This window comes from Bradyrhizobium sp. AUGA SZCCT0222 (assembly GCF_018130205.1).
GTDB lineage: Bacteria > Pseudomonadota > Alphaproteobacteria > Rhizobiales > Xanthobacteraceae > Bradyrhizobium.
Genome location: NZ_JAFCLX010000004.1, coordinates 235,243 through 254,796 on the forward strand (window position 1 = coordinate 235,243; position 19,554 = coordinate 254,796).

24 protein-coding genes are annotated in these 19,554 nt (G+C 62.2%); 17 read left to right on the forward strand and 7 right to left on the reverse strand.

Annotated features, from left to right (window positions below; all coding sequences use genetic code 11):
- Positions 1–269 precede the first annotated feature (269 nt).
- Both JQ629_RS05290 and JQ629_RS05295 read right to left on the reverse strand, forming a co-directional pair.
- On the reverse strand, positions 270–599 hold the full coding sequence (locus tag JQ629_RS05290; RefSeq protein WP_249134827.1) for a hypothetical protein: 330 nt from the start codon (positions 597–599) through the stop codon (positions 270–272).
- 17 nt (positions 600–616) lie between these two features.
- Complete coding sequence (locus JQ629_RS05295; RefSeq protein ID WP_212411641.1) at positions 617–1,903, reverse strand: sulfite oxidase; 1,287 nt, start codon at positions 1,901–1,903, stop codon at positions 617–619.
- 240 nt (positions 1,904–2,143) lie between these two features.
- Between JQ629_RS05295 and JQ629_RS05300 the strand changes: the two genes are divergently transcribed.
- The 5 genes from JQ629_RS05300 to JQ629_RS05320 all read left to right on the forward strand — a co-directional run bounded on the left by JQ629_RS05300 (position 2,144) and on the right by JQ629_RS05320 (position 6,460).
- Entirely contained in the window at positions 2,144–3,205 is a 1,062-nt protein-coding gene (locus JQ629_RS05300) for an amidohydrolase family protein (protein ID WP_212411642.1), read from the forward strand.
- A gap of 22 nt (positions 3,206–3,227) precedes the next feature.
- The gene (locus tag JQ629_RS05305; RefSeq protein WP_212411644.1) at positions 3,228–4,340 is read left to right on the forward strand and encodes an amidohydrolase family protein; all 1,113 of its coding nucleotides are present in this window, start codon (positions 3,228–3,230) and stop codon (positions 4,338–4,340) included.
- Positions 4,341–4,355: 15 nt separating this feature from the next.
- Positions 4,356–4,802: a Rieske (2Fe-2S) protein gene (locus JQ629_RS05310; RefSeq protein ID WP_212270130.1), complete on the forward strand. Its 447-nt coding sequence runs from the start codon at positions 4,356–4,358 to the stop codon at positions 4,800–4,802.
- A gap of 51 nt (positions 4,803–4,853) precedes the next feature.
- A complete protein-coding gene (locus JQ629_RS05315; protein WP_212270129.1) occupies positions 4,854–5,828 on the forward strand; it encodes a quinone oxidoreductase family protein in 975 nt (324 codons plus the stop codon).
- Positions 5,829–6,142: 314 nt separating this feature from the next.
- Positions 6,143–6,460, forward strand: coding sequence for a hypothetical protein (locus JQ629_RS05320; RefSeq protein WP_212411645.1), 318 nt, complete (start codon positions 6,143–6,145; stop codon positions 6,458–6,460).
- 95 nt (positions 6,461–6,555) lie between these two features.
- Here JQ629_RS05320 and JQ629_RS05325 read toward each other — a convergent pair whose 3' ends face one another.
- On the reverse strand, positions 6,556–8,046 hold the full coding sequence (locus JQ629_RS05325; protein ID WP_212411646.1) for an alpha/beta hydrolase family protein: 1,491 nt from the start codon (positions 8,044–8,046) through the stop codon (positions 6,556–6,558).
- A gap of 9 nt (positions 8,047–8,055) precedes the next feature.
- Here JQ629_RS05325 and JQ629_RS05330 point away from each other — a divergent pair, with 9 nt between their 5' ends.
- Positions 8,056–8,406 carry a hypothetical protein gene (locus JQ629_RS05330; RefSeq protein ID WP_212411647.1) on the forward strand — a complete coding sequence of 117 codons (351 nt, stop codon included), beginning with the start codon at positions 8,056–8,058 and terminating at the stop codon, positions 8,404–8,406.
- A 145-nt stretch (positions 8,407–8,551) separates the two neighbouring features.
- On the opposite strand, the gene JQ629_RS05335 is transcribed toward JQ629_RS05330, so the two are convergent.
- Positions 8,552–9,160 carry a TetR/AcrR family transcriptional regulator gene (locus JQ629_RS05335; protein ID WP_212411648.1) on the reverse strand — a complete coding sequence of 203 codons (609 nt, stop codon included), beginning with the start codon at positions 9,158–9,160 and terminating at the stop codon, positions 8,552–8,554.
- 103 nt (positions 9,161–9,263) lie between these two features.
- On the opposite strand from JQ629_RS05335, the gene JQ629_RS05340 reads away from it, so the two are divergent.
- From JQ629_RS05340 to JQ629_RS05385, 10 genes are all read left to right on the forward strand, one after another.
- Positions 9,264–9,959 carry a PspA/IM30 family protein gene (locus tag JQ629_RS05340; RefSeq protein WP_211993859.1) on the forward strand — a complete coding sequence of 232 codons (696 nt, stop codon included), beginning with the start codon at positions 9,264–9,266 and terminating at the stop codon, positions 9,957–9,959.
- A 93-nt stretch (positions 9,960–10,052) separates the two neighbouring features.
- Positions 10,053–10,328: a YiaA/YiaB family inner membrane protein gene (locus tag JQ629_RS05345; protein ID WP_192740356.1), complete on the forward strand. Its 276-nt coding sequence runs from the start codon at positions 10,053–10,055 to the stop codon at positions 10,326–10,328.
- Between the two features lie 149 nt (positions 10,329–10,477).
- Complete coding sequence (locus tag JQ629_RS05350; RefSeq protein ID WP_212411649.1) at positions 10,478–10,918, forward strand: hypothetical protein; 441 nt, start codon at positions 10,478–10,480, stop codon at positions 10,916–10,918.
- A gap of 123 nt (positions 10,919–11,041) precedes the next feature.
- The gene (locus JQ629_RS05355) at positions 11,042–11,476 is read left to right on the forward strand and encodes a hypothetical protein (protein WP_212411650.1); all 435 of its coding nucleotides are present in this window, start codon (positions 11,042–11,044) and stop codon (positions 11,474–11,476) included.
- Between the two features lie 13 nt (positions 11,477–11,489).
- The gene (locus JQ629_RS05360) at positions 11,490–11,879 is read left to right on the forward strand and encodes a hypothetical protein (protein ID WP_212411652.1); all 390 of its coding nucleotides are present in this window, start codon (positions 11,490–11,492) and stop codon (positions 11,877–11,879) included.
- 174 nt (positions 11,880–12,053) lie between these two features.
- On the forward strand, positions 12,054–12,329 hold the full coding sequence (locus tag JQ629_RS05365) for a YiaA/YiaB family inner membrane protein (protein WP_192740352.1): 276 nt from the start codon (positions 12,054–12,056) through the stop codon (positions 12,327–12,329).
- A gap of 210 nt (positions 12,330–12,539) precedes the next feature.
- A complete protein-coding gene (locus JQ629_RS05370) occupies positions 12,540–13,577 on the forward strand; it encodes a hypothetical protein (RefSeq protein WP_212411654.1) in 1,038 nt (345 codons plus the stop codon).
- Positions 13,578–13,582: 5 nt separating this feature from the next.
- Positions 13,583–14,782, forward strand: coding sequence for a hypothetical protein (locus JQ629_RS05375; RefSeq protein ID WP_212411688.1), 1,200 nt, complete (start codon positions 13,583–13,585; stop codon positions 14,780–14,782).
- 71 nt (positions 14,783–14,853) lie between these two features.
- On the forward strand, positions 14,854–15,060 hold the full coding sequence (locus JQ629_RS05380; protein WP_192740350.1) for a hypothetical protein: 207 nt from the start codon (positions 14,854–14,856) through the stop codon (positions 15,058–15,060).
- A 144-nt stretch (positions 15,061–15,204) separates the two neighbouring features.
- On the forward strand, positions 15,205–15,486 hold the full coding sequence (locus JQ629_RS05385; protein ID WP_212411656.1) for a hypothetical protein: 282 nt from the start codon (positions 15,205–15,207) through the stop codon (positions 15,484–15,486).
- Positions 15,487–15,573: 87 nt separating this feature from the next.
- Here JQ629_RS05385 and mddA read toward each other — a convergent pair whose 3' ends face one another.
- Entirely contained in the window at positions 15,574–16,347 is a 774-nt protein-coding gene (gene mddA, locus JQ629_RS05390; RefSeq protein WP_212411658.1) for a methanethiol S-methyltransferase, read from the reverse strand.
- Positions 16,348–16,402: 55 nt separating this feature from the next.
- The gene (locus tag JQ629_RS05395) at positions 16,403–16,735 is read right to left on the reverse strand and encodes a hypothetical protein (protein ID WP_212411660.1); all 333 of its coding nucleotides are present in this window, start codon (positions 16,733–16,735) and stop codon (positions 16,403–16,405) included.
- A 59-nt stretch (positions 16,736–16,794) separates the two neighbouring features.
- Between JQ629_RS05395 and JQ629_RS05400 the strand changes: the two genes are divergently transcribed.
- Positions 16,795–18,540: a winged helix-turn-helix domain-containing tetratricopeptide repeat protein gene (locus JQ629_RS05400; protein ID WP_212411662.1), complete on the forward strand. Its 1,746-nt coding sequence runs from the start codon at positions 16,795–16,797 to the stop codon at positions 18,538–18,540.
- Between the two features lie 120 nt (positions 18,541–18,660).
- Here the strand turns inward: JQ629_RS05400 and JQ629_RS05405 are convergent, their stop codons facing one another.
- Positions 18,661–19,038, reverse strand: coding sequence for a hypothetical protein (locus JQ629_RS05405; protein ID WP_212411665.1), 378 nt, complete (start codon positions 19,036–19,038; stop codon positions 18,661–18,663).
- Between the last annotated feature and the right edge of the window lie 516 nt (positions 19,039–19,554).

Below are 19,554 nucleotides of genomic sequence, written 5' to 3' on the forward strand. Positions count from 1 at the left end.
CTGCCGATGGCACCAACGCTGCCACTTCGAATAAACGGAGCTTTCGGTACGTCGCCGTTTTACGGACAGCAGATGGCAAGAAATCCTTGCCTGCGGCGCCTAACCTACGCTCATGCCGTTTTTTCCCTCTACTGCGCAGCGGAGGTACCTCGGATGACCCGGAGCCGCGAGCGCAAGGAACCGGCCTTGGTTCCGATATTGGGAACCCGCTCTATTGTCCGGTTCAAATGAAGAACCGGCGCCGCCACCGCTGTGCGACCCGCGTCACCTCACTTGCTAAACGGGTTCTGCCAGCCGCCGCGTGCGGCGGGGGCTCGCGGCGGATAGGCGGCTTCGAGATAGCCCAACACCACGGCGCGATCCTTGTCGTCGAGTGGCGGCATGTTGTGACGCCTGATCATCAGGTTGATCGAGTCTTCCCATTGCGCGCGCGTCAAACCTTGCTGGGCCACGAGCTTGAAACCATGGCAGGCCGTGCAGGCATAGAAGGTCTCGTCGCGGCCGGCCCCGGGGCTAAATTCCTCCGGGCTTTCGTCACGCGGCGTGAAGGCGGTCTGGGCGATCGCCGGCGTCATCCACAGCAGTGCGGCGACAGCCATTCCCAAAGCTCGCAGCATCAGCCCACCAGCACCGCGATCCGGTGCATGGCGTTGCCGCCATAGCCCTGCGGATTCCAGAAGCCGGCCTGGTGCGGCTGCATCGCTCCCTTTGAATCGGTCGCGCGCGTCCAGATTTCAAAATAGCCGTCGGAAGCCAGCTTCACGCTCGCGGTCCAGCGCTGCCAGTCATATTTGTTCTTCGGCTTTTCCAGCTTCGCGCGCTGCCAGCTCGCACCGAAGTCGGTCGAGACGTCGATCTGCTTCACCGTGAGGTCGCCGGCCCACGACGCGCCGCGCAGCTTCAGCTCCTTCGTTCCGGCCGCGAACTTGGCGCCATTCGCCGGGCTGGTAATGATCGAGCGAACCGGCATCGACTCCAGGATCCGGAAGTTTGACGGATCGCCCTTGTCGCCCGGGATCATCGGCTTGATCGGGGTGCGATAGGAAAATTCGGTCATGCCCGGCCCGTCATGTTCCTTGTCGCGGATGGTGATGCGCGTCAGCCATTTCTGCGATGCCGAGCCGGGCCAGCCCGGCACGATCAGGCGCACCGGCCCGCCATGGATGTTCGGCAGCGGCTGGCCGTTCATCGCCCATACGATCAGCGTGTTCGGATCCATCGCCTTCTCGATGCGCACGCCGCGCGAGATCGTTGGCTTGGTTGCGTCACCAGACAGATGCAGATCGGCCGCATAATGCGCGGTGTATTTCGCGCTGGGTTTGAGCCCCGCGCTCTTGAGCACATCGGCAAGCGGCACGCCGGTCCATTCGGCGCAGCCGACCCCGCCATTGCTCCACTGGTTGCCGCGCGCCGGTGGCGAGAATGCCCCGCGACCGTTGCCGCCGCACTCCAGCACGATGCGCCGCGTCACCGTCTTGTATTTCGATTTCAACTCGCCGAGCGTGATCTCGATCTTGTTGTTGACCTCGCCGTCGATGGTAATTTTCCAGGCGTCGGGATTCTTCGCCTCTTCGGGCAGCTGTCCGTTGTTGCGGATGAAGAACTTCTCGATCGGCGTGGTATCGTCGTCGAGCAGGCTCTCCGGCGTCTCCGCCACCAGCGGCTTGTCGCCGAGCAGGACGAGCTTTTCATTCTTGCCGGGGAATTTCAGATATTGCGGCCCTTTCGGCGCGGCGGCCGCGGGCGCGGTGCCTTGTGCATAGGTGGCGGAAATGTCGGCGCCGCTGCCGGAAATCCCGAGGGTGACTCCGAAGGCAGCAAGACCCGTGCTCCCTAAGAATCTGCGCCGGTCGATCTGCATGCTGTTCTCGCAACTAGCGGCCTTCCGCTCCGTATGCGTCATAACGTTTCTCCCCCGGTCTCTGTTTCGTGCGGGTTCAACCGGAATCTTTCCCGGCCCGCTTGAGACGAGTATTTGCGCTTTGCTGCCGTGCCGCAAGGCCGCGAATATCGCTCGCCATGCGTCCATCCAAGGTCTGCCACCCGGTCGGTTTCCACGTTCGACCCTTGCGCAGCCAGCACATCGGCGGCACATTTGCGGGGCGACGCACTCGTTGCCAATAAAGACACTCAAGGAAACGCCATGGCGGCCACGCGGATCGACTGCGACATCCATCCCGCGGTGGGCGGAACCCGCACCACGCTGCTGCCCTATCTCGACGATCACTGGAAAGAGCAGGTCGTCAGCCGCGCCATCGACGGCCTCGATCTCAATTCCTATCCGCCGAGCATGCCGTTGTCCGGCCGCGCCGACTGGCGCCCTGCGACGGGCAAGCCCGGCAGCGACCTCGCGATGGTGCAGCGCGGTGCGTTCGACCAGCTCGGCGCCAGCCACGCGATCTGCAATGTGTTGTACGGTGCGCAAGCGGTGTTCGATCCCTATATGGCCGCAGCGTTCTGCAAGGCGATCAACGACTGGATCGCGGCCGAATGGCTCTCGAAGGACAAGCGGCTGCGCGCCTCGATCGTGGTGCCGATGCAGGCGCCGGATCTCGCGGTCGAGGAAATCGAGCGGCTTGCGGGTGATCAGCGCTTTGTCTCCGTGCTGGTGCTGGCGCAGGGCGATCAGTTGCTCGGCAAGCGTCACTTTTGGCCGGTGTATCAGGCCGCCGAGAAACACATGCTGCCGATCGCGATCCATGCCGGCAGCCAGTACCGGGGCGCGCCGAGTTCGATCGGCTGGCCGTCCTACCGCTACGAATTTTATTTGATGGAGGCGCAGGCGTTTCAGGCCCAGATACTGAGTCTGGTCTATGAGGGCGTGTTCGGCAAATTCCCGGGCTTGAAGGTGGTGCTGATGGAATCAGGCGTCAGCTGGCTGCCGGCCTTCATGTGGCGCGCCAACAAGACCTGGCGCGGCGTGCGCGTCGAGGTGCCCTGGGTCGAACGCGAGCCGGCCTCGATCATCCGCGACCATTTTCGCGTCACGATGCAGCCGTTCGATGGCCCGCCGGATGCGGCTGGCGTCGCAGATATCATCGAGCAGATCGGTTCCGACAAGATGTTCCTGTTTGCGTCCGACTATCCGCACTGGCAGTTCGACGGCAATGACGCGATGCCGCCGCATCTGCCGGCCAGTATCGTTTCGCGCATGTGCGCCGACAATCCGCTGGAAACCTTTCCGCGGCTGAAGCTTGCGGCTTGAACTACCTTATGAGGAGGATCGCATGAGCGACGTCATCGACCGCCCGATTTTGGAACAGGAAGCCGCCGCCAAGAGCCGGCTGCGCATCATCGACTGCGACGTGCATCCGAGCATCCATGCCCATAGCGACCTCGACCAGTTCATGACGAAGCGCTGGCAACAGCATTTCAGGGAATATGGCAGCCATTTGCGCACGCCCTATATCGGCACCACGCCCTATCCGCGCTCCTCACCCTTGATCGCGCGGCGTGATGCGTGGCCGCCGACCGGCGGGCCTCCGGGCTCCGATCTCGCCTTCATGCAGAAGCAGCACCTCGATCCCCTCGATGTCGAGTACGGCATTTTGCAGGTGCTCGACCTCTTCATCTTCTCGCAGCAGAATCTCGAATTCGGCGCCGCGATCCAGCGCGCCATCAACGACTGGCAGCTCGCCTTCTGGTCCGATCGCGATCCGCGATTGAAGGCTTCCATCCTCGCCGGCCAGGACGACACCGCGCTCGCGATCGCCGAAATCGAACGCTGCGCCAAGACCGGCCGCTATGTGCAGATCAACGTCTGCCCGCGTGCCAATGAACCCTTGGGCCGCCGCCGCTACTGGCCGATCTACGAGCGCGCGCAGGAACTCGGCCTGCCACTCGGCATTCACGTCGGCGGCTATGGCGGGCACGCGCCGACCGGCGGCGGCTGGCCGTCTTATTATGCTGAAGAACACCAGAGCAACGCGCATACCATGGCGTCGATGCTCTGCAGCCTCGTGCTCGAAGGAATCCCTGAACGTTTCCCGAACCTGAAGATCGTGTTCATCGAGGGCGGCTTCGGCTGGATCCCGCCTGCCATGTGGCGGATGGACCGGCATTTTGAGACCTTCCGCAGCGAGGTGCCGCATCTGAAGCGCAAGCCGTCGGAATATGTGAAGGAGCATTTCTGGTTCACGACGCAGCCGATCGACGAGCCGGATGAGGCAAAACATTTGCGCTCGCTGATCGAATGGGTCGGTGTCGATCGCCTGCTGTTCTCGTCGGATTACCCGCATTGGGACTTCGACGATCCGCGCTTCGCGTTCAGGACGCCGCTGTCAGAGATCGAGCGCCAGAAGATTTTCAGCAGCAACGCGCGCTCGGTCTACAAGCTATGATGGTTTAACCCAAGCATGGCCCGGCACATCGTCGCCCGCACCTCAGACATCCCGCCCGGCGGCAACAAGGTCTTTGGCGTCGAGGGCCGCGACATCGTCGTGTTCCACGTCAATGGCGAATTCTTTGCGTTGCTCAATCGTTGTCCGCACGCTGGTGCGCCGCTGGAGAAGGCGGCGTGCGTGGCGCGATTGACCTCGCCGGAGCCCGGTGTCTATCAGCGCTCGCGCGTCGGCGAGCTGCTGCGTTGCGCCTGGCACGGCTGGGAATTCGACATGCGCAACGGGCAATCCTATTTCGATCCGAAGCGCGTCAAGATCCGTTCTTATCCGGTTGCGATCGAACGCGGCGAAGAGCTTACTCAAGAACTTGCCAAAGGTCTTGAAGACCTCGAGAAGGGCCCCTATGTGGCCGAAACCTTTGCGGTCCATGTCGAGGACAGCTACGTCATCATCGAGACTTGAACCGCCGCAACATTTTTCTCTTTTCATCCCACCCGAAGGAAGAAGCATCCCATGACGCACGCCATCCGTTTTCACAAGACCGGCGGTCCTGAAGTTTTGACCTGGGAGGAAGTCCAGGTCGGCAAGCCTGGACCGGGCGAGGCGCGCATCCGCCACACCGCGGTCGGTTTGAACTTCGTCGACATCTACAACCGCTCGGGGGTCTATCCCGTGCAACTGCCGAGCGGGTTGGGCAGCGAGGGGGCTGGCGTGGTCGAGGAAGTCGGCAGCGGCGTCACCGATCTGAAGCCCGGCGATCGCGTCGCCTACGGTGCTTCGCCGCTTGGCGCCTATTCCGAGGCGCGGCTGATTCCGGCCGATCGCCTGCTGAAGCTGCCCGACGGCATCGATGACAAGACCGCGGCCGCGATGATGCTGAAGGGCCTGACCACGCAATACCTGATCCGGCAGACCTATCGGGTCAAATCCGGCGATACCATCCTGCTGCATGCCGCCGCCGGCGGCGTCGGCCTAATCCTCGGCCAGTGGGCCAAACATCTCGGCGCCACCGTGATCGGCACCGTCGGCAGCGAGGAGAAGGCGAAGCTCGCGCAAGCCCATGGTTGCGCCCACACGATTATTTACACCAAGGAGGATTTCGTAAAACGCGTCGACGAAATCACCGGCGGCGCCAAAGTGCCCGTGGTCTATGATTCCGTCGGCAAGGACACGTTCCTGAAATCGCTCGATTGCCTCGCGCCGCTCGGCGTCGCCGCGCTGTTCGGCGCGTCCTCCGGCGCCGTCGAGCCGCTCAACCTCGGCCTGCTGGCTGCGAAGGGATCGCTCTACGTCACCCGCCCGACGCTGTTCACCTACGCCGCCAAGCGCGAGAATCTTGTGGCGATGGCAAACGAATTGTTCGAGGTGGTGAAATCAGGCGCGGTCAAGATCGAGGTGCATCAGACCTATCCGCTGAAGGACGCGGCCAAGGCGCATGCCGATCTTGCCGCGCGCAAGACCACCGGGTCGACGGTTCTGACGGTGTGACGAACGGGTAGGGTGGGCAAAGGCGCGCAAGCGCCGTGCCCACCATTCTAGCCAATCGTGTAATGGTGGGCACGCTTCGCTTTGCCCACCCTACGGTTCTTGTTCTTCGTCATGGCCGGGCTTGACCCGGCCATCCACGTCTTTGGTGGTCGACCCAAGTAAGTCGTGGATGCCCGGGTCAAGCCCGGGCATGACGGCGTTCCTCGTTGGTCTGACCGACTACGTAAAATTTTACTAAAATCCGGCTCCACCTCCGCACCGCCCTTCAACGCCTCCTGTGTATCTCTGGCTTACGAGAAACTCAGGGGGCTGAGATGGCGGATTTCTGGATCGTCGGCGGTTTGATGGCGGGGGCGTTTGTCTCGCCGCTCTATTTTTTGGTGATGCGGTGGCTCACCAGATCGCAGCGCATCACTTTCTTTGCCCTGATTGGCGCGCTGCTGCTGGCGATTTCGGTCCAGATCTACAACAGCTCGATCGCGGGCCATGATTTGCCGCTGGCTGATATCCTGGCGAAGTTGTCGTTCCTGGCGCTGACGATGGGCTGGTTCGTGTGCGGCCTGTTCCATGCGCTCGCCTCCCTTGGACTTGCGTGGGCGCCGCAGGCGATGCCGGCTGCATTGCGAGGCTAGAGCGTTTTCGAGCGAAGTGGATACCGGTTCGCGTCAAGAAAACGCGTCCTAAGAATCTAGAGCCCCGTTCCGATTTGATCGGAACGGATATGGCTCTAGAGCAACTGCTCGATCGGCTTGACTGCTTCCTGCAACTCGAAATGAAGTTTTTTCAGGTCGTCACCCCATTGCTGAACCTGGGCGCGCTCCGGCGGGGATGTGGCTGCGGCCATCCGCGTGAAGATCGTGCTTCGTCCCAGGAGTTGCTGCCGGACGTTCTCGAAGGCATGCCAGTATTGCGCTTCAATGTAGATCTTGCCGGTTTTCGTAAGCAGAATGTACTTGTCGCCGTTGGGCGAAAGGTAAGAGTTATAAGTCGTGATTTCGTTCAAGGACGTAGTGATCCGATCCTGAAGGTTTTTGACGATCGACAGAATGTTGTTCCAGTCCTGCGGCGTCGGCTGGTATCGATCCATCGCGCCAAACAGCATGCCACCCTTGAGGTCGAGCACGGCATTGGTATCCACGAGCAGTGAGCTGATCCTCTCCTTGATTTCCTTGCGGCTGCTTAATTCGGCGATGTTGACGCAGCTGCTTTCAGCGCGCGTCGTGCCCGGCCAGCACCAGCCGTTCTGCGAGGCATTGACAGCCTGATACCCGCCGATCAAAAGCAGCGCCGGAATAGCCGCAAACAGGACGAACCGCAGCGGAAGCCGCAACAGTGCGAACCATGCCGGGCTCGCGGTATTCTCATCCCGATCGGTTGCGGAGAAATCGATCGGCAGTCCGGCGACCGCGGGAACCCAGTACTGGCGCACGAAGTCGCTCGCGAAATAGGCGCTGTGGCCCGAAGGGTGATAACGGTCGCGGACGTTTTGCACGCCAAAGCCGTATGTTCCGCTGGCGCCGTAACCCCAGCTTACCGAGCTTGCGAACACCGGCCAGACGTCACGGGTTCCGCACTCGTTGATGATCGCGTCGCGCTTGTCGTTATCCTTGGTGAGGATCTGGTCCTGCACGCGATCCCAGTCGAAATCCTCAGGCACGATCGATCCGCACAGGATCACCCGGTCGAACGTAAAGCGGGAGTTTTCCAGCAGGACGCGCGCCAGCGCATAGCTGCCGTAACTGTGGGCAAACACGACCAGCCTTGCCTGGCCGAAATTGTCGCGAATTCCCTGCAACTGCTTTCGCAGCCGCTCGATCGGACCGCGGCGGCAGAAGCCGAACGGGCACAGGAACCGGAACAGATCAAAATAGCCGTATTTCAAGGGGATGACCGTTGCGCCGAGCTCATCGGAAAAGATCGATGCGACGCGGCTTTGCCACCAGGCGGCGGTGCGAATGCCGTGGATCAGGATAACGACCGTTCGTTGCGGTCGATTTGGTTGAGCCGGCACGCTGACATCAGCGGTCGCGGTTTGCAGGAAGTCCTGTGCGCCTCTGGCGCTTGAACCTGTGATTTTCCCGGCGACAACGCTTATTCGTGTCAGATTTTCGTCGATCTCGCGCGTCAGTCGTTGCGCGCCCGATCGCGCATCGTCGATCTTGCCGTCGGTGATCTGGGTCGTCAGCCGATATACGGCCTCGCGGATGTCCGCCTTCAAGTCCCCTTCATGTTTCCGCAGGATCATCAGCAGCATCTGCAGCGAATGCCTGTCACCGGCGCTGTCGTCGGAAGCGCGTCTTATTTGCGTCTCTATCTGACCGTCGTGCTGGTCGGCGAGGACAGCCAGCTTGTCACAGATGCTGGCGACATCTCGAAACCATGTGCTGCTCGGGGCTTCTGCCAGGCGCTGCAGGACGCGATCTCGTTCCTGGCTCGTCGGGGTCAGCGAGAGCGCTATGACGTCGCTGAGGTAGCCGGAAAAACGTTCATAGGCCTGGTGACAGCATTGATTCACGGTCTCGACGAACGCCGCGAGCCTCTGCCCCAGAACTGGATGGCTTGCTTCCAGCTTCGCTAGCGACTCGACGCCTTTGCAAATGGATGTGAGAGCCCATAATTCCATGGCGCGTCCCTAAATGGTGCCCGCCTAGCGTCCAATATCCGAAACACGCAGTCAACCAATGGTTGATGAAAAGGCAGCACCCGTCCGCTCGAAAAATGGCTCAGTCCCGTCCCGCCGTCAGCCCCTTCACCATCGCCCGCACGATAACCGCGATCTCCGCGCGCAGCGCCTCGACCGGCACCGCGATCAGCTTCTGTTCGAGGCCGAGCAGCACCATGCCGTGCACGGCGGAGAACAGGCTGCGCGCCGTGACGCCGAGTTCGCCTGGAGATCGTGACGCCAGCAATGCAGCGAGCGGCTGGAAGATGTGGCGAAACAGATCCATCTGCTCGCTGACCGCCCATTCCGGGATCGGCTTGCCCGGCGTCATGCGGTGTTCGAACAGCGCGCGCCAGAGTTCGAGATTTTCGGCGGCGAAATCGCAATAGGCGACCGCAATCCGCACCAGCGTCTCGGTCGGCGAGGGGGGACCCGCGCTTTCGGCTTCGCTCAGCGCGGCATCGAGCCGTCGCAGCGTGCGCGATCCCACCAGCAGGACCAGTTCGTCCATATCGTCGACCAGATTATAGACCGCCCCATTGGCGCAGCCGATCTCCCGCGCCAGTTCCCGCGTCTTCAGGGCCCCCAAACCGCCCGTGGAAATGCTCCGTTCCGCCGCCAGGATCAAGTCCTCGCGTAATTTAGCTCGTCTTTCCAGTGCCTTAGACATTTTTCTCATTTTTCTTGAGCGTTGCTCAAAATTGTTCTTGAGCAATGCTCAAGATGTGCTACAACTGATTCATGAGCAATGCTCATAACACAGGGAGCTGCAAATGTTCAAAACTGTTTTGACGCTTTTCCGGGGCAGCGTGGCTGCGGCGGGAGAAGAACTGGAAGACCGCTCGGCACTTCTGATCCTCGACCAGCAGATGCGCGACGCCGCTGCGGCCGTGGAGCGCTCCAAGCGGACACTGGCGCTGGCGATCGCCGGCGATCAGCAGGAGGGCCGCCGGCTCGACGCCACCAACGCCCGGATCGCCGATCTCGAAGTGCGCACCACCGCGGCGCTCGATGCCGGCCGGGAAGATCTCGCCCGCGAGGCCGCGCAAGCGATCGCCAATCTCGAAGCCGACCGCGACGCCGCGATGACCGCGCGCACGCTGTTCGCGTCCGAAATCACGCGGATGAAGCGCCAGGTCGCCGGTGCGGAGTCCCGGATCACAGAGCTCGATCGTGGCCGCCGCATCGCCCGTGCGTCGGAAGCGGTTCGCGCCATGCGCCGCGGCGGGGTGGAGGCGACGCGCCCTTACGAATCCACGCTGCCCGAAGCGGAGCGGACCCTGAAGCGCCTGCGCGAACGGCAGATGGAAGCCCAGGCCGCCGACGAAGCCCTGATCGAACTCGACGCCGCCTCAGGACCTTTGGCGACCGCCGAAAAGCTCGCCGAACAGGGCTTTGGCCCGCGACTGAAAACGACCGCTGATGACGTGCTCGCACGGCTGAACGCCAAGCGCACGCAGACGACCTGAACGACCCGTTGAACCAAGCCTACTGAGGCAAGCCGACTGAACCGAGCCTTCGATTAACACCCAACCTCAAACGTCCACACACAGGAGACTATCATGAACCAGAATGTCCAACCCCACAGCAATGCCTGGGTCACCTTCACCTATGTATCGTTCGCCGCCTCCGTCTTCATGGTCGCCGTCGGCCTGTTCTACCTGCCGATCGATCTCTGGATGAAGGGCTATCTCACGATGGGCATCATCATGATGGTCCAGTGCTGCGTCACCCTGACCAAGACCGTCCGTGACATGCACGAAAGCGGCAAGCTGGTGAACCGCATCGAAGATGCGAAAGCCGAGCGCCTGCTGATGGAAGTTTCGAAGGCCGCGTAAACCTGTGGCGCGTGCTGGCGAAGGCGGGCGGCGGGTGTTTCGGCATCCGCCGTTCGTTTCTCCGGGGGGGCGCTCCGGCTCATCTACAATCGCCTTAGAGCGCCACCCCGCGAACTCCAATTTACACGGCAAGAGAAAAGGTGAGGACGATGCATATCTCTTCCGAGAATCCTCTCGAAAATGATGACGGTCGCGACGTGCCGGCATGGGCCGATCCACCCTCGCTGCGACGGGCGCTCGTGTTCCTGTTGCTGGGTCCGATCCTCGGAGTTCTCGTCGCCTTGTCACCCGACGTTGCGAGCGGCGGACTTAACGCCTGGCTCGTGCTCATCGGCAAGCAGGTGTTTGTCATCGCCCTGCTGGTATCGGCAATCACCGGGCTCGTCGACGGCATCCTGTCCCGCACCTTGTCGATCTTCTTGCGCGCGCCCCTGGCCGCGCTCGTCGGCGCGGTGGCCGCCGTTGGTCTGCCGGCCGCTTTGCTCGGACCGCTGCCGCAGGAGATGTCGATGGCGCTTGCGATCGGCGGCGCATTCTGCATGGGCGTGTGCTCAGTGCTGTCGCACGAATATGGCCGTACGAACACTTGAAAGCCGGCATCCGCTGTTCGCTTCTCCGGGGCGCGCCGGTTCATCAACGATCGCGTTAAGCGTCCACCACGCCAATGGGCGAAGTCATGTTACAAGGTGAACACAGGACCAAGGGCAATGCACGTGTCTACTGAAAACCCTCCCGAAAATGATGCCGACCGCGGATCGCTGTTTACGGATCTGCCCTGGCTGCGACGCACGCTCGTGTTTGGGTTGTTGGGTCCGCTGCCCGGCGTCTTCGAATTGTTGGCATATGAGGCCGTGCTCGGCGGACTAGGTTACCTGCTTTCCGTCATCATGGGGGTGGTGTTTGTCTTCGGCCTGCTTGCATCTATCGTCACCGGGATCATAGACGGCGTGCTGTCCCGCATTATGCCGATCGCGTTGCGGGCGCCGCTGGCGGCGCTGTCAGGCGCGCTGCTCGCCGTTGGCCCGCCGGCCGCCTTGCTTGGGCCGATGCCGCTGGATTCCTCGATCGCGGTTGGGGCTGTCGGCGCACTCAATATGGCCGTGTGCTCGTTGTTGTCGCATGATTATGGCTGCAGTCGTCCGTCATGAAGGACTGACTTCCATGAATCGAACGCTGGTGTTCCTGCTGCTAGGTCCGTTATCGGTCGTTCTCACGACCTGGGTCGCGGTTGGAATGCCCTTTGAAAGCTTTGTCCTCTTCTTCGCGGTGCTGTTGTTTCTTGTCACCTTTCCGGTTTCGGCGATCGTGGGGGTCCTTGATGGACAGCTGGCCCGCGCGATCCCGCTCCTGCTGAGGGCGCCCCTGACGGCGCTGGTCGGCGCGACGGCGGCCATGGTGCTGCCGCGCGCCGTGCTTGGACCGCTGCCGCAGGACATGTCGATACCGTTCGGAATCGGCGGCGCGTTTTGCATGGGCCTGTGTTCGTTGCTTGCGCACGACTATAACGCCCAAAAAACCCGGCCCGGCGACATCAGCGGTTCCCGGTCATGAATCATTTGACGTGGCCGCTCAATGTATCGTTTACCCTTGCGCAACCTGAGGGTGCTTTGATCATATCTCGTTAACTGGCGCGGGCGCAGGAGTCGGTGGCGGAGGTTCCGCAACGGGACACGTCACCGGGCCGGGACCGGTCCTTCGTTTCAGCCGCATCAGCAGGATGGCGCCATGAACCAGAATGTCCAGCATCACAGCAACGCGTGGGTCACCTTTACGTATGTCTCGTTCGCGGCCTCGGCCTTCATGGTCGCCGTCGGCGTCTACTTCCTCCCCGTCGATCTCTGGATCAAGGGCTATCTCACGATGGGCATCCTGATGCTCGTGCAGTGCTGCGTCACCCTGACCAAGACCGTGCGCGACATGCACGAAAGCGACCGGATGGTGAACCGTCTGGAAGACGCCAAGGCCGAGCGGCTGCTGATGGAAGTTTCCAAATCCACGTAATCGGTCCACGTAACGTGAGCGCCGTGGCTGGCGAAGGCAGACGGCGGGTGCTTCGGCATCCGCCGTTTGTCTGCCCGGCACGATGTCTGCCTTTGCGGATTGTTTGACGCCGCCAACACATCGTTTACCCTCTCGCCACCGCAACGTGCCGCACTCATGGCTCCTTAACGGGCCCGGCGCACAAATCCGGATCGGGTGCGGGCAGGTGGCATGGCGTCTTTCTGGAGCGGCAATTCGGCGATCCGTCATGGTTTCGGGCAGGTCCGCGCTGCAGCCGGACGTCTGCCCGGCTACGCGGCGTTCTGGCTGAAGGCGTTCTCGCAGGAAACCATCGATCTCACCTTGCGCACCCATACCGGCCTGCAGACGCGGATCGTCGAAAGCCCGGGCCTGTCGCTGCCGCAGGAAGATCTCGACCAGCTCGTTGCGGATCTGCGCACCGTCGCCGGCAAGACCCTGCCGGCCGGCAGTCTCACCTACGGCATCTTCTCCGGGAAACGCGAACGCCTGTCGCGCGCCATCGTTACGCTGATCCGTGAAGAAGCCACCGGCCGCCCGATCGCCTTCAACGCGCTGTCGGTGATGTCCGTCGAGCTCGACGGCGAGGAGCAGGAGGTCACCCATCTCGGCCTCGTGATGGTCGATCCTGACGTGCAGGGGCAGGGGCTGTCCTGGGTGCTCTACGGCCTGACCACGCTGGTGCTGTTCGCCCGCGACGGTTTTCGTCCCAAATGGATCTCGAACGTCACGCAGGTGCCTTCCGTGTTCGGAATGGTCTGCGACACGTTTTCGGATGTGTTTCCCTCGGCTGATGCCAATGCGCGGCAGAGCTTCGCCCATCTGCAACTGGCGCGCGGCATCATGCGCGAGCATCGCGCGGTGTTCGGCGTCGGTGATGAGGCCGGGTTCGACGAGACGCGTTTCGTGATCACCGACGCCTATACCGGTGGATCGGACGCGCTGAAGAAAACCTGGGACGTGGCGCCAAAGCATCGCGACGAGCAATACAACGCGTTCTGCCTGCGCGAACTCGACTACGCCAGGGGCGACGATGTGCTGCAGCTCGGCCGCGTCGATCTCGCCGGCGCGCGGCGCTATCTGCAGCGCGAGGTGCCGGCCGGCTCGATGCCGGCGCTGCTGGCGGCCTCCGCCGTGCTGGCGCTGCAACGCCTGGTGCTTCCGCTTTTGCATTGGCTGGACGATACGCGCGCCTTCGGTACCTTGCGGCCGCGAGGGAGCGGCCGATGAGCCCGATGTCATCAGGCGTGATCGCCGATTCCATCGTCAATCTCTGCGGCGCGCTCGGGCTTTGCGTCGCGATGTTCGCGCTGTACCGGCGTGATCCCAAGAGCCCATTGACCCAGCGCCTGCTCCTGCTGCTTGGCGTCGTCGCGCTGTTGTTCTTGACGCGCGGCGTGGCGTGGTGGACCGGCAGCGTGCTGCTCGACCGGCTGTCGCTGATTCCGGCGGCGCTGCTGCCGCTCGGCGCGCTCATTGTCACGGAAGGTATTTTGCGGCGTCACGCGCCGCGTGCGGCCAAGATCGCGGCATTGGCGGGCGCCGTCGTGATCGGCCTCGGCGGTGTGTTCGGGCTGGAGAGCTACACGACGCCTTATGCGATCGCGCTGGCGATATTCCAGCTTGCGGGATTTGTCATTTGCGCGTGGCTGTTGGCGACGCGGGACCGGACCTCGTTGCTGGCCTCCGAAAACCGCAGCATCGGCCGGCTCGCGGCCGGCGCGCTGATCGTGATCCCCTTCATCGTCACGGATTATCAGGCGCTCGCGCCTGATATGCCGGTCCGGCTTGGCGCGCTCGGTGCGCTATTGGTCGTCACCGCCGTGTTGATCGCGGGTGGCGGCAGCGAAACGCGGCGGCAGGGTATCCTGATGACGGCGCTGCGGCTGGTGAGTTCCGCTACCCTCGGCGCCGCTGCCGCCTGCGTGTCGCCGGATGTCGATGCCGCGCAAATCATGCGCTTCTGCGCGATCGCGATTGCGGGCGTGCTGACCATCGGCCTGATGACCGACACGCTGCGCGCGCTGTTCGAAGCCCAGGTGCCGGGTGTTTTGAATTCCGTCGCGGCGTCCGCGGCCCGTACCCGCGACGAATTGATCGCGGAACTGGCGCGCCATCCGATGTTCGAAAGCGCCCGGCGCCTTCGCGAAAGCGATCTTGCCGCCTACGATCCGCCATTGTTGCGGAAGGCGCTGTCGACGCGCCGGGTGTTGCGCCGTCCCGAAGCGCCATGGGGCCTTGCCGCGACGGATCCCGCGGTCGAACGGTTGATGTCGCTGATGAAGGCCGGCAATGCCACGCATGTGATTATTTTGTCGCATCAACCGGTCGATCTGCTGGTGCTGGCCGTTCCCGTTATTTCCGCCGATCCCGCCACCGAAACCGCACTCGCGCTGGTGCGGCGCATCCTCGCATTGACGCCGGAAGCGGCGTGACGGCCGACATCAAAATGTGTTAGGTGCCTGACATCTTACGCGGCAAGCGTTCTTCATGACAGGTGCGGCTGATGGACAAGCAAGCGATGCGCGAGGAGGCCGAGCGCCTGATCCGCGAGACCATGGAAAAGAGAAACCTGACCATCAAGCAGGGCAATACGCGAATCGAGACAACTTGCGGCAAATGTGGCGCGCCAAACCGTCTGCAGGCCGAAAAGGGCGCCACCCGCGTCAAATTCGCCTGCAAGCAATGCGGCCACAAGCAAGAGACGCTGTGATCCAACCCATTTGCGTTATGCCGTAGTTCGTTGCGGTGCGGAGTCTGGCCTGTTCCCCAGGGAACAGCGTGTCGGAAGGAAGCTCTCTAGGGTCAGGTCATCGGCGAAATGGTTCGCCGCCTCAGATACCCCCTGGAGATCATCATGTTTCGCAACACCATCATCGCTACCCTGACCGTCGCTCTGATCGCTGGCTCGACGATTGTCGCGCCGACCACCGCATCCGCCGCCAATGGACGCACTGTCCTCGGCGTCGCCGCCGCTCTGGTCGCCGGTGCGGTTGTCGCCACCGCTGCGGCCAATGCGCGCCAGGACCATGGATACCGCACGGGTGGCTACAACGACGACTGCTTCGAAAAGAAGATCACCCGCTTTGATCGCTACACCGGCGAGCACGTCGTCGCCTACAAGACGATCTGCCGCTGAGCCCAGCGAAGGATCCCATCAACGATCTCCAGGCCCCCGGCGTCGCCGGGGGCCGTTTCACGTCGTCGTGGAAATCGCCGCGTTCGCTCAGAACAGGCCCGGCAGAATCATGGCGACCCGCTCGCGATATTTGCGGTATTCGTCGCCGAAGAATGCGACGAGGTCGCGCTCTTCCAGCCAGATGCCGACGAAGATGTAGGCGGTAGTGACTGAGGCGAACAGCAGGTGTCCCAGCGTCATGACAGGCGTCGACCAGAAGGCGATGATAAAGCCGAGATAGATCGGATGCCGGATCAGGCTGTACAGCCCGGGCGTCCTGAACGCGATCGGCGCGGTCATGCGTCCGGCGAAATGCGCCACCACCTGCGTCAATCCGAACAGCTCGAAATGGCTGATCAGGAAGGTGCTGTAGAGCACGATAAGCCAGCCCATAAAGCCAATCGCGGTCACGACGCCGGCGAAGACCGGCCCTTCGATGTTCCAGACCACCGCCGGCATCGGCTGCCATTGCCAGAACAGCAGGATCAGGCTGAGGCTGGCGAGCAGGACGTAGGTGGAGCGCTCGATCGCCGGTGAGGCGAAGCGCGCGAACAGTCTTTTGAAGCCCTGCCGCGCCATCCCGCTGTGCTGCACAGCGAAGATCGACATCAGGATGAGGTTGATCAGCAACGCCGTCGACAGCGAAGAGGCCGGGCCGGTGTTGATGGTCTTGGGGACGACCAGTCGCGAGACGAAGCCGACCGCGTACAGGAATGTGCCGAGGAAAATCAGATAGGCGAGGCCGCCGTAGCAGAGGGCGAGCACTCGCATCGCAAAGGAAGGGATTGCGGCAGGCGTACCCGTTTGCATCGTAATCGACATCTTCAGTCTCCTTTGAAATATGCAGTTGCTCGGAAATCTCTTCGTTCAAGCCGGTTCAGGCGGCGCGCTTGCGCTGCCTCGCGGCTGCCAGGACCTGGTCGATCGGGCCGCAGTAGATGCGCGTCTTGTCCAGCCGGCGTTGATCGAGCTTTCGCTGCGCGATTGACGCGGCCTCTCGCTCATGGTGGGCGATCGCGGCCGCCACCTGGCCATTGAGGAATCGCCTCAGGCGCGCGGCCAGGACGAGGATCTTCCTCAGCAGGGTTGGCGTCGTCGTGGACTGGAACGGCGCAAGCGCCCGCATTGCATGATGCTGGCCGCGTTGCCGTGCGGCAACGGGCCGTCTGGCGGAATATCCGTAAGCGTGGAAATCAGACGAGCCGATCATGTGACGTCTCCGGTTGTATGATCCTTGACCCGTCTGTAAATTGAGATGCGCCCTCACGCTTGGCGGACTCCTTCAGGAGACGTTGGTTTTTCCTCCGCCAGAGGTTGATTTCGATCTGCAATGCTGAGGATTGTGGCGTGGCCTCCGCCGAGGTGGTAATGAGATACCGATTTTCCAATTTCGAGATCGACCTTGGTCAACACGAGTTGCGCCGCGAGGGCGTATCCGTCCACATCGAGCCTCAGGTCTTCGATGTCATTGTTCATCTGGTGCGCAACCATGACCGGGTCGTCAGCAAGGATGAGTTGATCGACACGGTCTGGAATGGCCGGGCGATCTCGGAAGCCGCGTTCTCCAGCCGCATCAATGGCGCCAGACGCGTGCTTGGCGACAACGGAACGGATCAGCTTTTTATCAGGACGTTGCACCGGCGTGGCTTCCGGTTCGTCGGCGATGTTCAGGCGGTCGCAGCGTCGGATGCCGATGCGGTCAGGCTTGCGCCAGACGATACCGCTGCGGCGGGTGTCGTTCCCGCGCAGGTCTCGATTGCCACCGACGTGTCTCATCTCGACGATGTCGTCTCGGAAGCGGTGAAGGCGGAAGCCATCGCGCGATCGTCGATCGCGGTCCTGCCGTTTGAGAACATGTCGAATGACCCGGAGAACGACTATTTCAGCTACGGCTTGACCGAAGACATCATCCGCCTGCTGGCCCGCAATCGCTGGCTTTCCGTGATCTCGCGCCACTCAACGGTCGGATTCGGGGGGCGCGTGGTCGATGCGCGTGAGGTCGGTGCCCAGCTTGGCGTGAGTTATGTGATGTCCGGCAGCGTTCGCAAGAGTCGCGACGCGGTCAGGATCACGGCGGAACTGGCCCGGGCTGCGGACGGAAAACAGCTTTGGTCCGACAAATACGATCTTCAGCTCGAGAATATTTTCGATATCCAGGAGGAGATGGCACGGCAGATCGCGGCCACGATCGAACCGGAGCTGTCGAAGGTGGAGCAGCAACTGGCTGCCCGCAAGGCGCCGGAAAGCCTGGATGCCTGGGATTGCTACCAGCGCGGCCTATGGAATCTATGGCGATTTACCACACCGGGGTTTGACCAGGCGGAGGCCTATTTTAGGCGCGCGATCGAAGCCGATCCGGATTTTGCCCGCGGCCATGGCGCGCTCGCTTACGTCAATGTTCAGCGCTCGCTGTATGACGAGCCCAGGGATCGTCCGGCTCGGCTGGAGACGGCGTTGCGCCAGGCGCGTGTCTCCGTGGCGCTCGACGACCTCGATTGTTTTTGTCACTGCGCCCTCGGCCGTGCGCTGTGCCTGACCCGTCAGAATGACGAAGCGCTGGCGGCGATCGACCTGTCGCTGGAACTCAATCCAAGCTTTGCGCAAGGGTATTTTGCGCAAGGATTCAATCTACTCTGGTACGGGCGGGAGATCGAAGCGGAAACGCTGCTCGATCGAGCGACCATGCTCAGTCCGCGCGACAGCCATCTTTGGAGTTTCCACCACGTGCGCTCCTGGGCGCATTTCTCGCTCGGTGAGTACGACATCGCCGTCGAGTTTGCCCGCAGGGCAACTCGGCAGCCCAATGTTCCGTATCGGGCGTTTGCAACACTGGCAGCCTCGCTCGGCCGTCTCGGCGAAAAGGCTCAGGCCGAAGCGGTGGCCGCCGAACTGCTGCAACGCAAGCCGGGTTACAAAACGGATACCGCGCGGCAGGAGCTCTTCTTCTGCAATGATCAGGGCTTCATCGACCGGTTCGTCGCGGGCCTGCGCGTCGCCGGCATAACCGGCGGCTAAAGCATGATCCGGAAAAGTGGGAACCGGTTTTCCGAAAAGATCATGCTCAAACAAAGAGCTAGAGTGGGATGACGAATCGAAGAGAAGTCATCACACTCTAGCCAGTGGCGTCCGCCTTGATTATTTCACCCGCAGCCGAAGCGGAATGACCTGCTTATCGGAGCAGGTCATGGTGCCGTTGTAGCCATCGGACAAGGGTCCGCTGGCCGTGCATTCGGTGCCCGGCATCGACAATGTCGCGTTCAACTGGGACGAGGCCGAGATCTGCAGGCGCATTTCGCCCTTTTTCTCCACCGGGCCATCCTGGGTGCACAGCCCAATATGCTTCAGCACGAGCGGGCCACGGTAGTCCCTGATGCGCCCGGATGCCGTTTCGGTGACCGTGGCAGTCACTTCCCATTCCCCGAGAAAGCCGGAAGTGCCGCTCACCTCGAGCGCGCGCGCCGGCGACAGCGCCGCGATGACGCCCAGCATGACAGCCAGACCAAATGCTTTCACAACCTGCTCCCGTGCGAGTTGGCCAGCCACTCTTATCACGACTCTCTCCGCCCGTCATTCCGGGGCGCGCGTAGCGCGAGCCCGGAATGACAGCTTGATTTGGATGTCGTTCTCTCCGTGTCATTGCGAGCGAAGCGAAGCAATCCATGGCGCGCCAGCCGAGGAATGGATTGCTTCGCTGCGCTCGCAATGACGGTTGAGTGCGACAAAGTAACCCGACGGCCGCGCCCTTCGTAGCCTTGGCGTAGCCGGGGCAAATCACTTCCGATTTACGGAAGTCGTGTCAAGCCCCGAAATAAAAAATATTTCTGTTTACCAGAACGCAAATCAGGGGCATATATTCGCCCATCCCGTCCTACTCAGAAGGGCGTCGGCCGTCGTCACGGACGTTGGGCGGGTTGCGGTGGACGCTGGTTTACGCCTCGACGACGGCGTGGATAAGCGTACGGCAAAACCGTGTGGTCCTGGCGCCCGTTGCAGGCGTCAAGCTGTCGGAGAAGCGCAAGCGGGAACGGC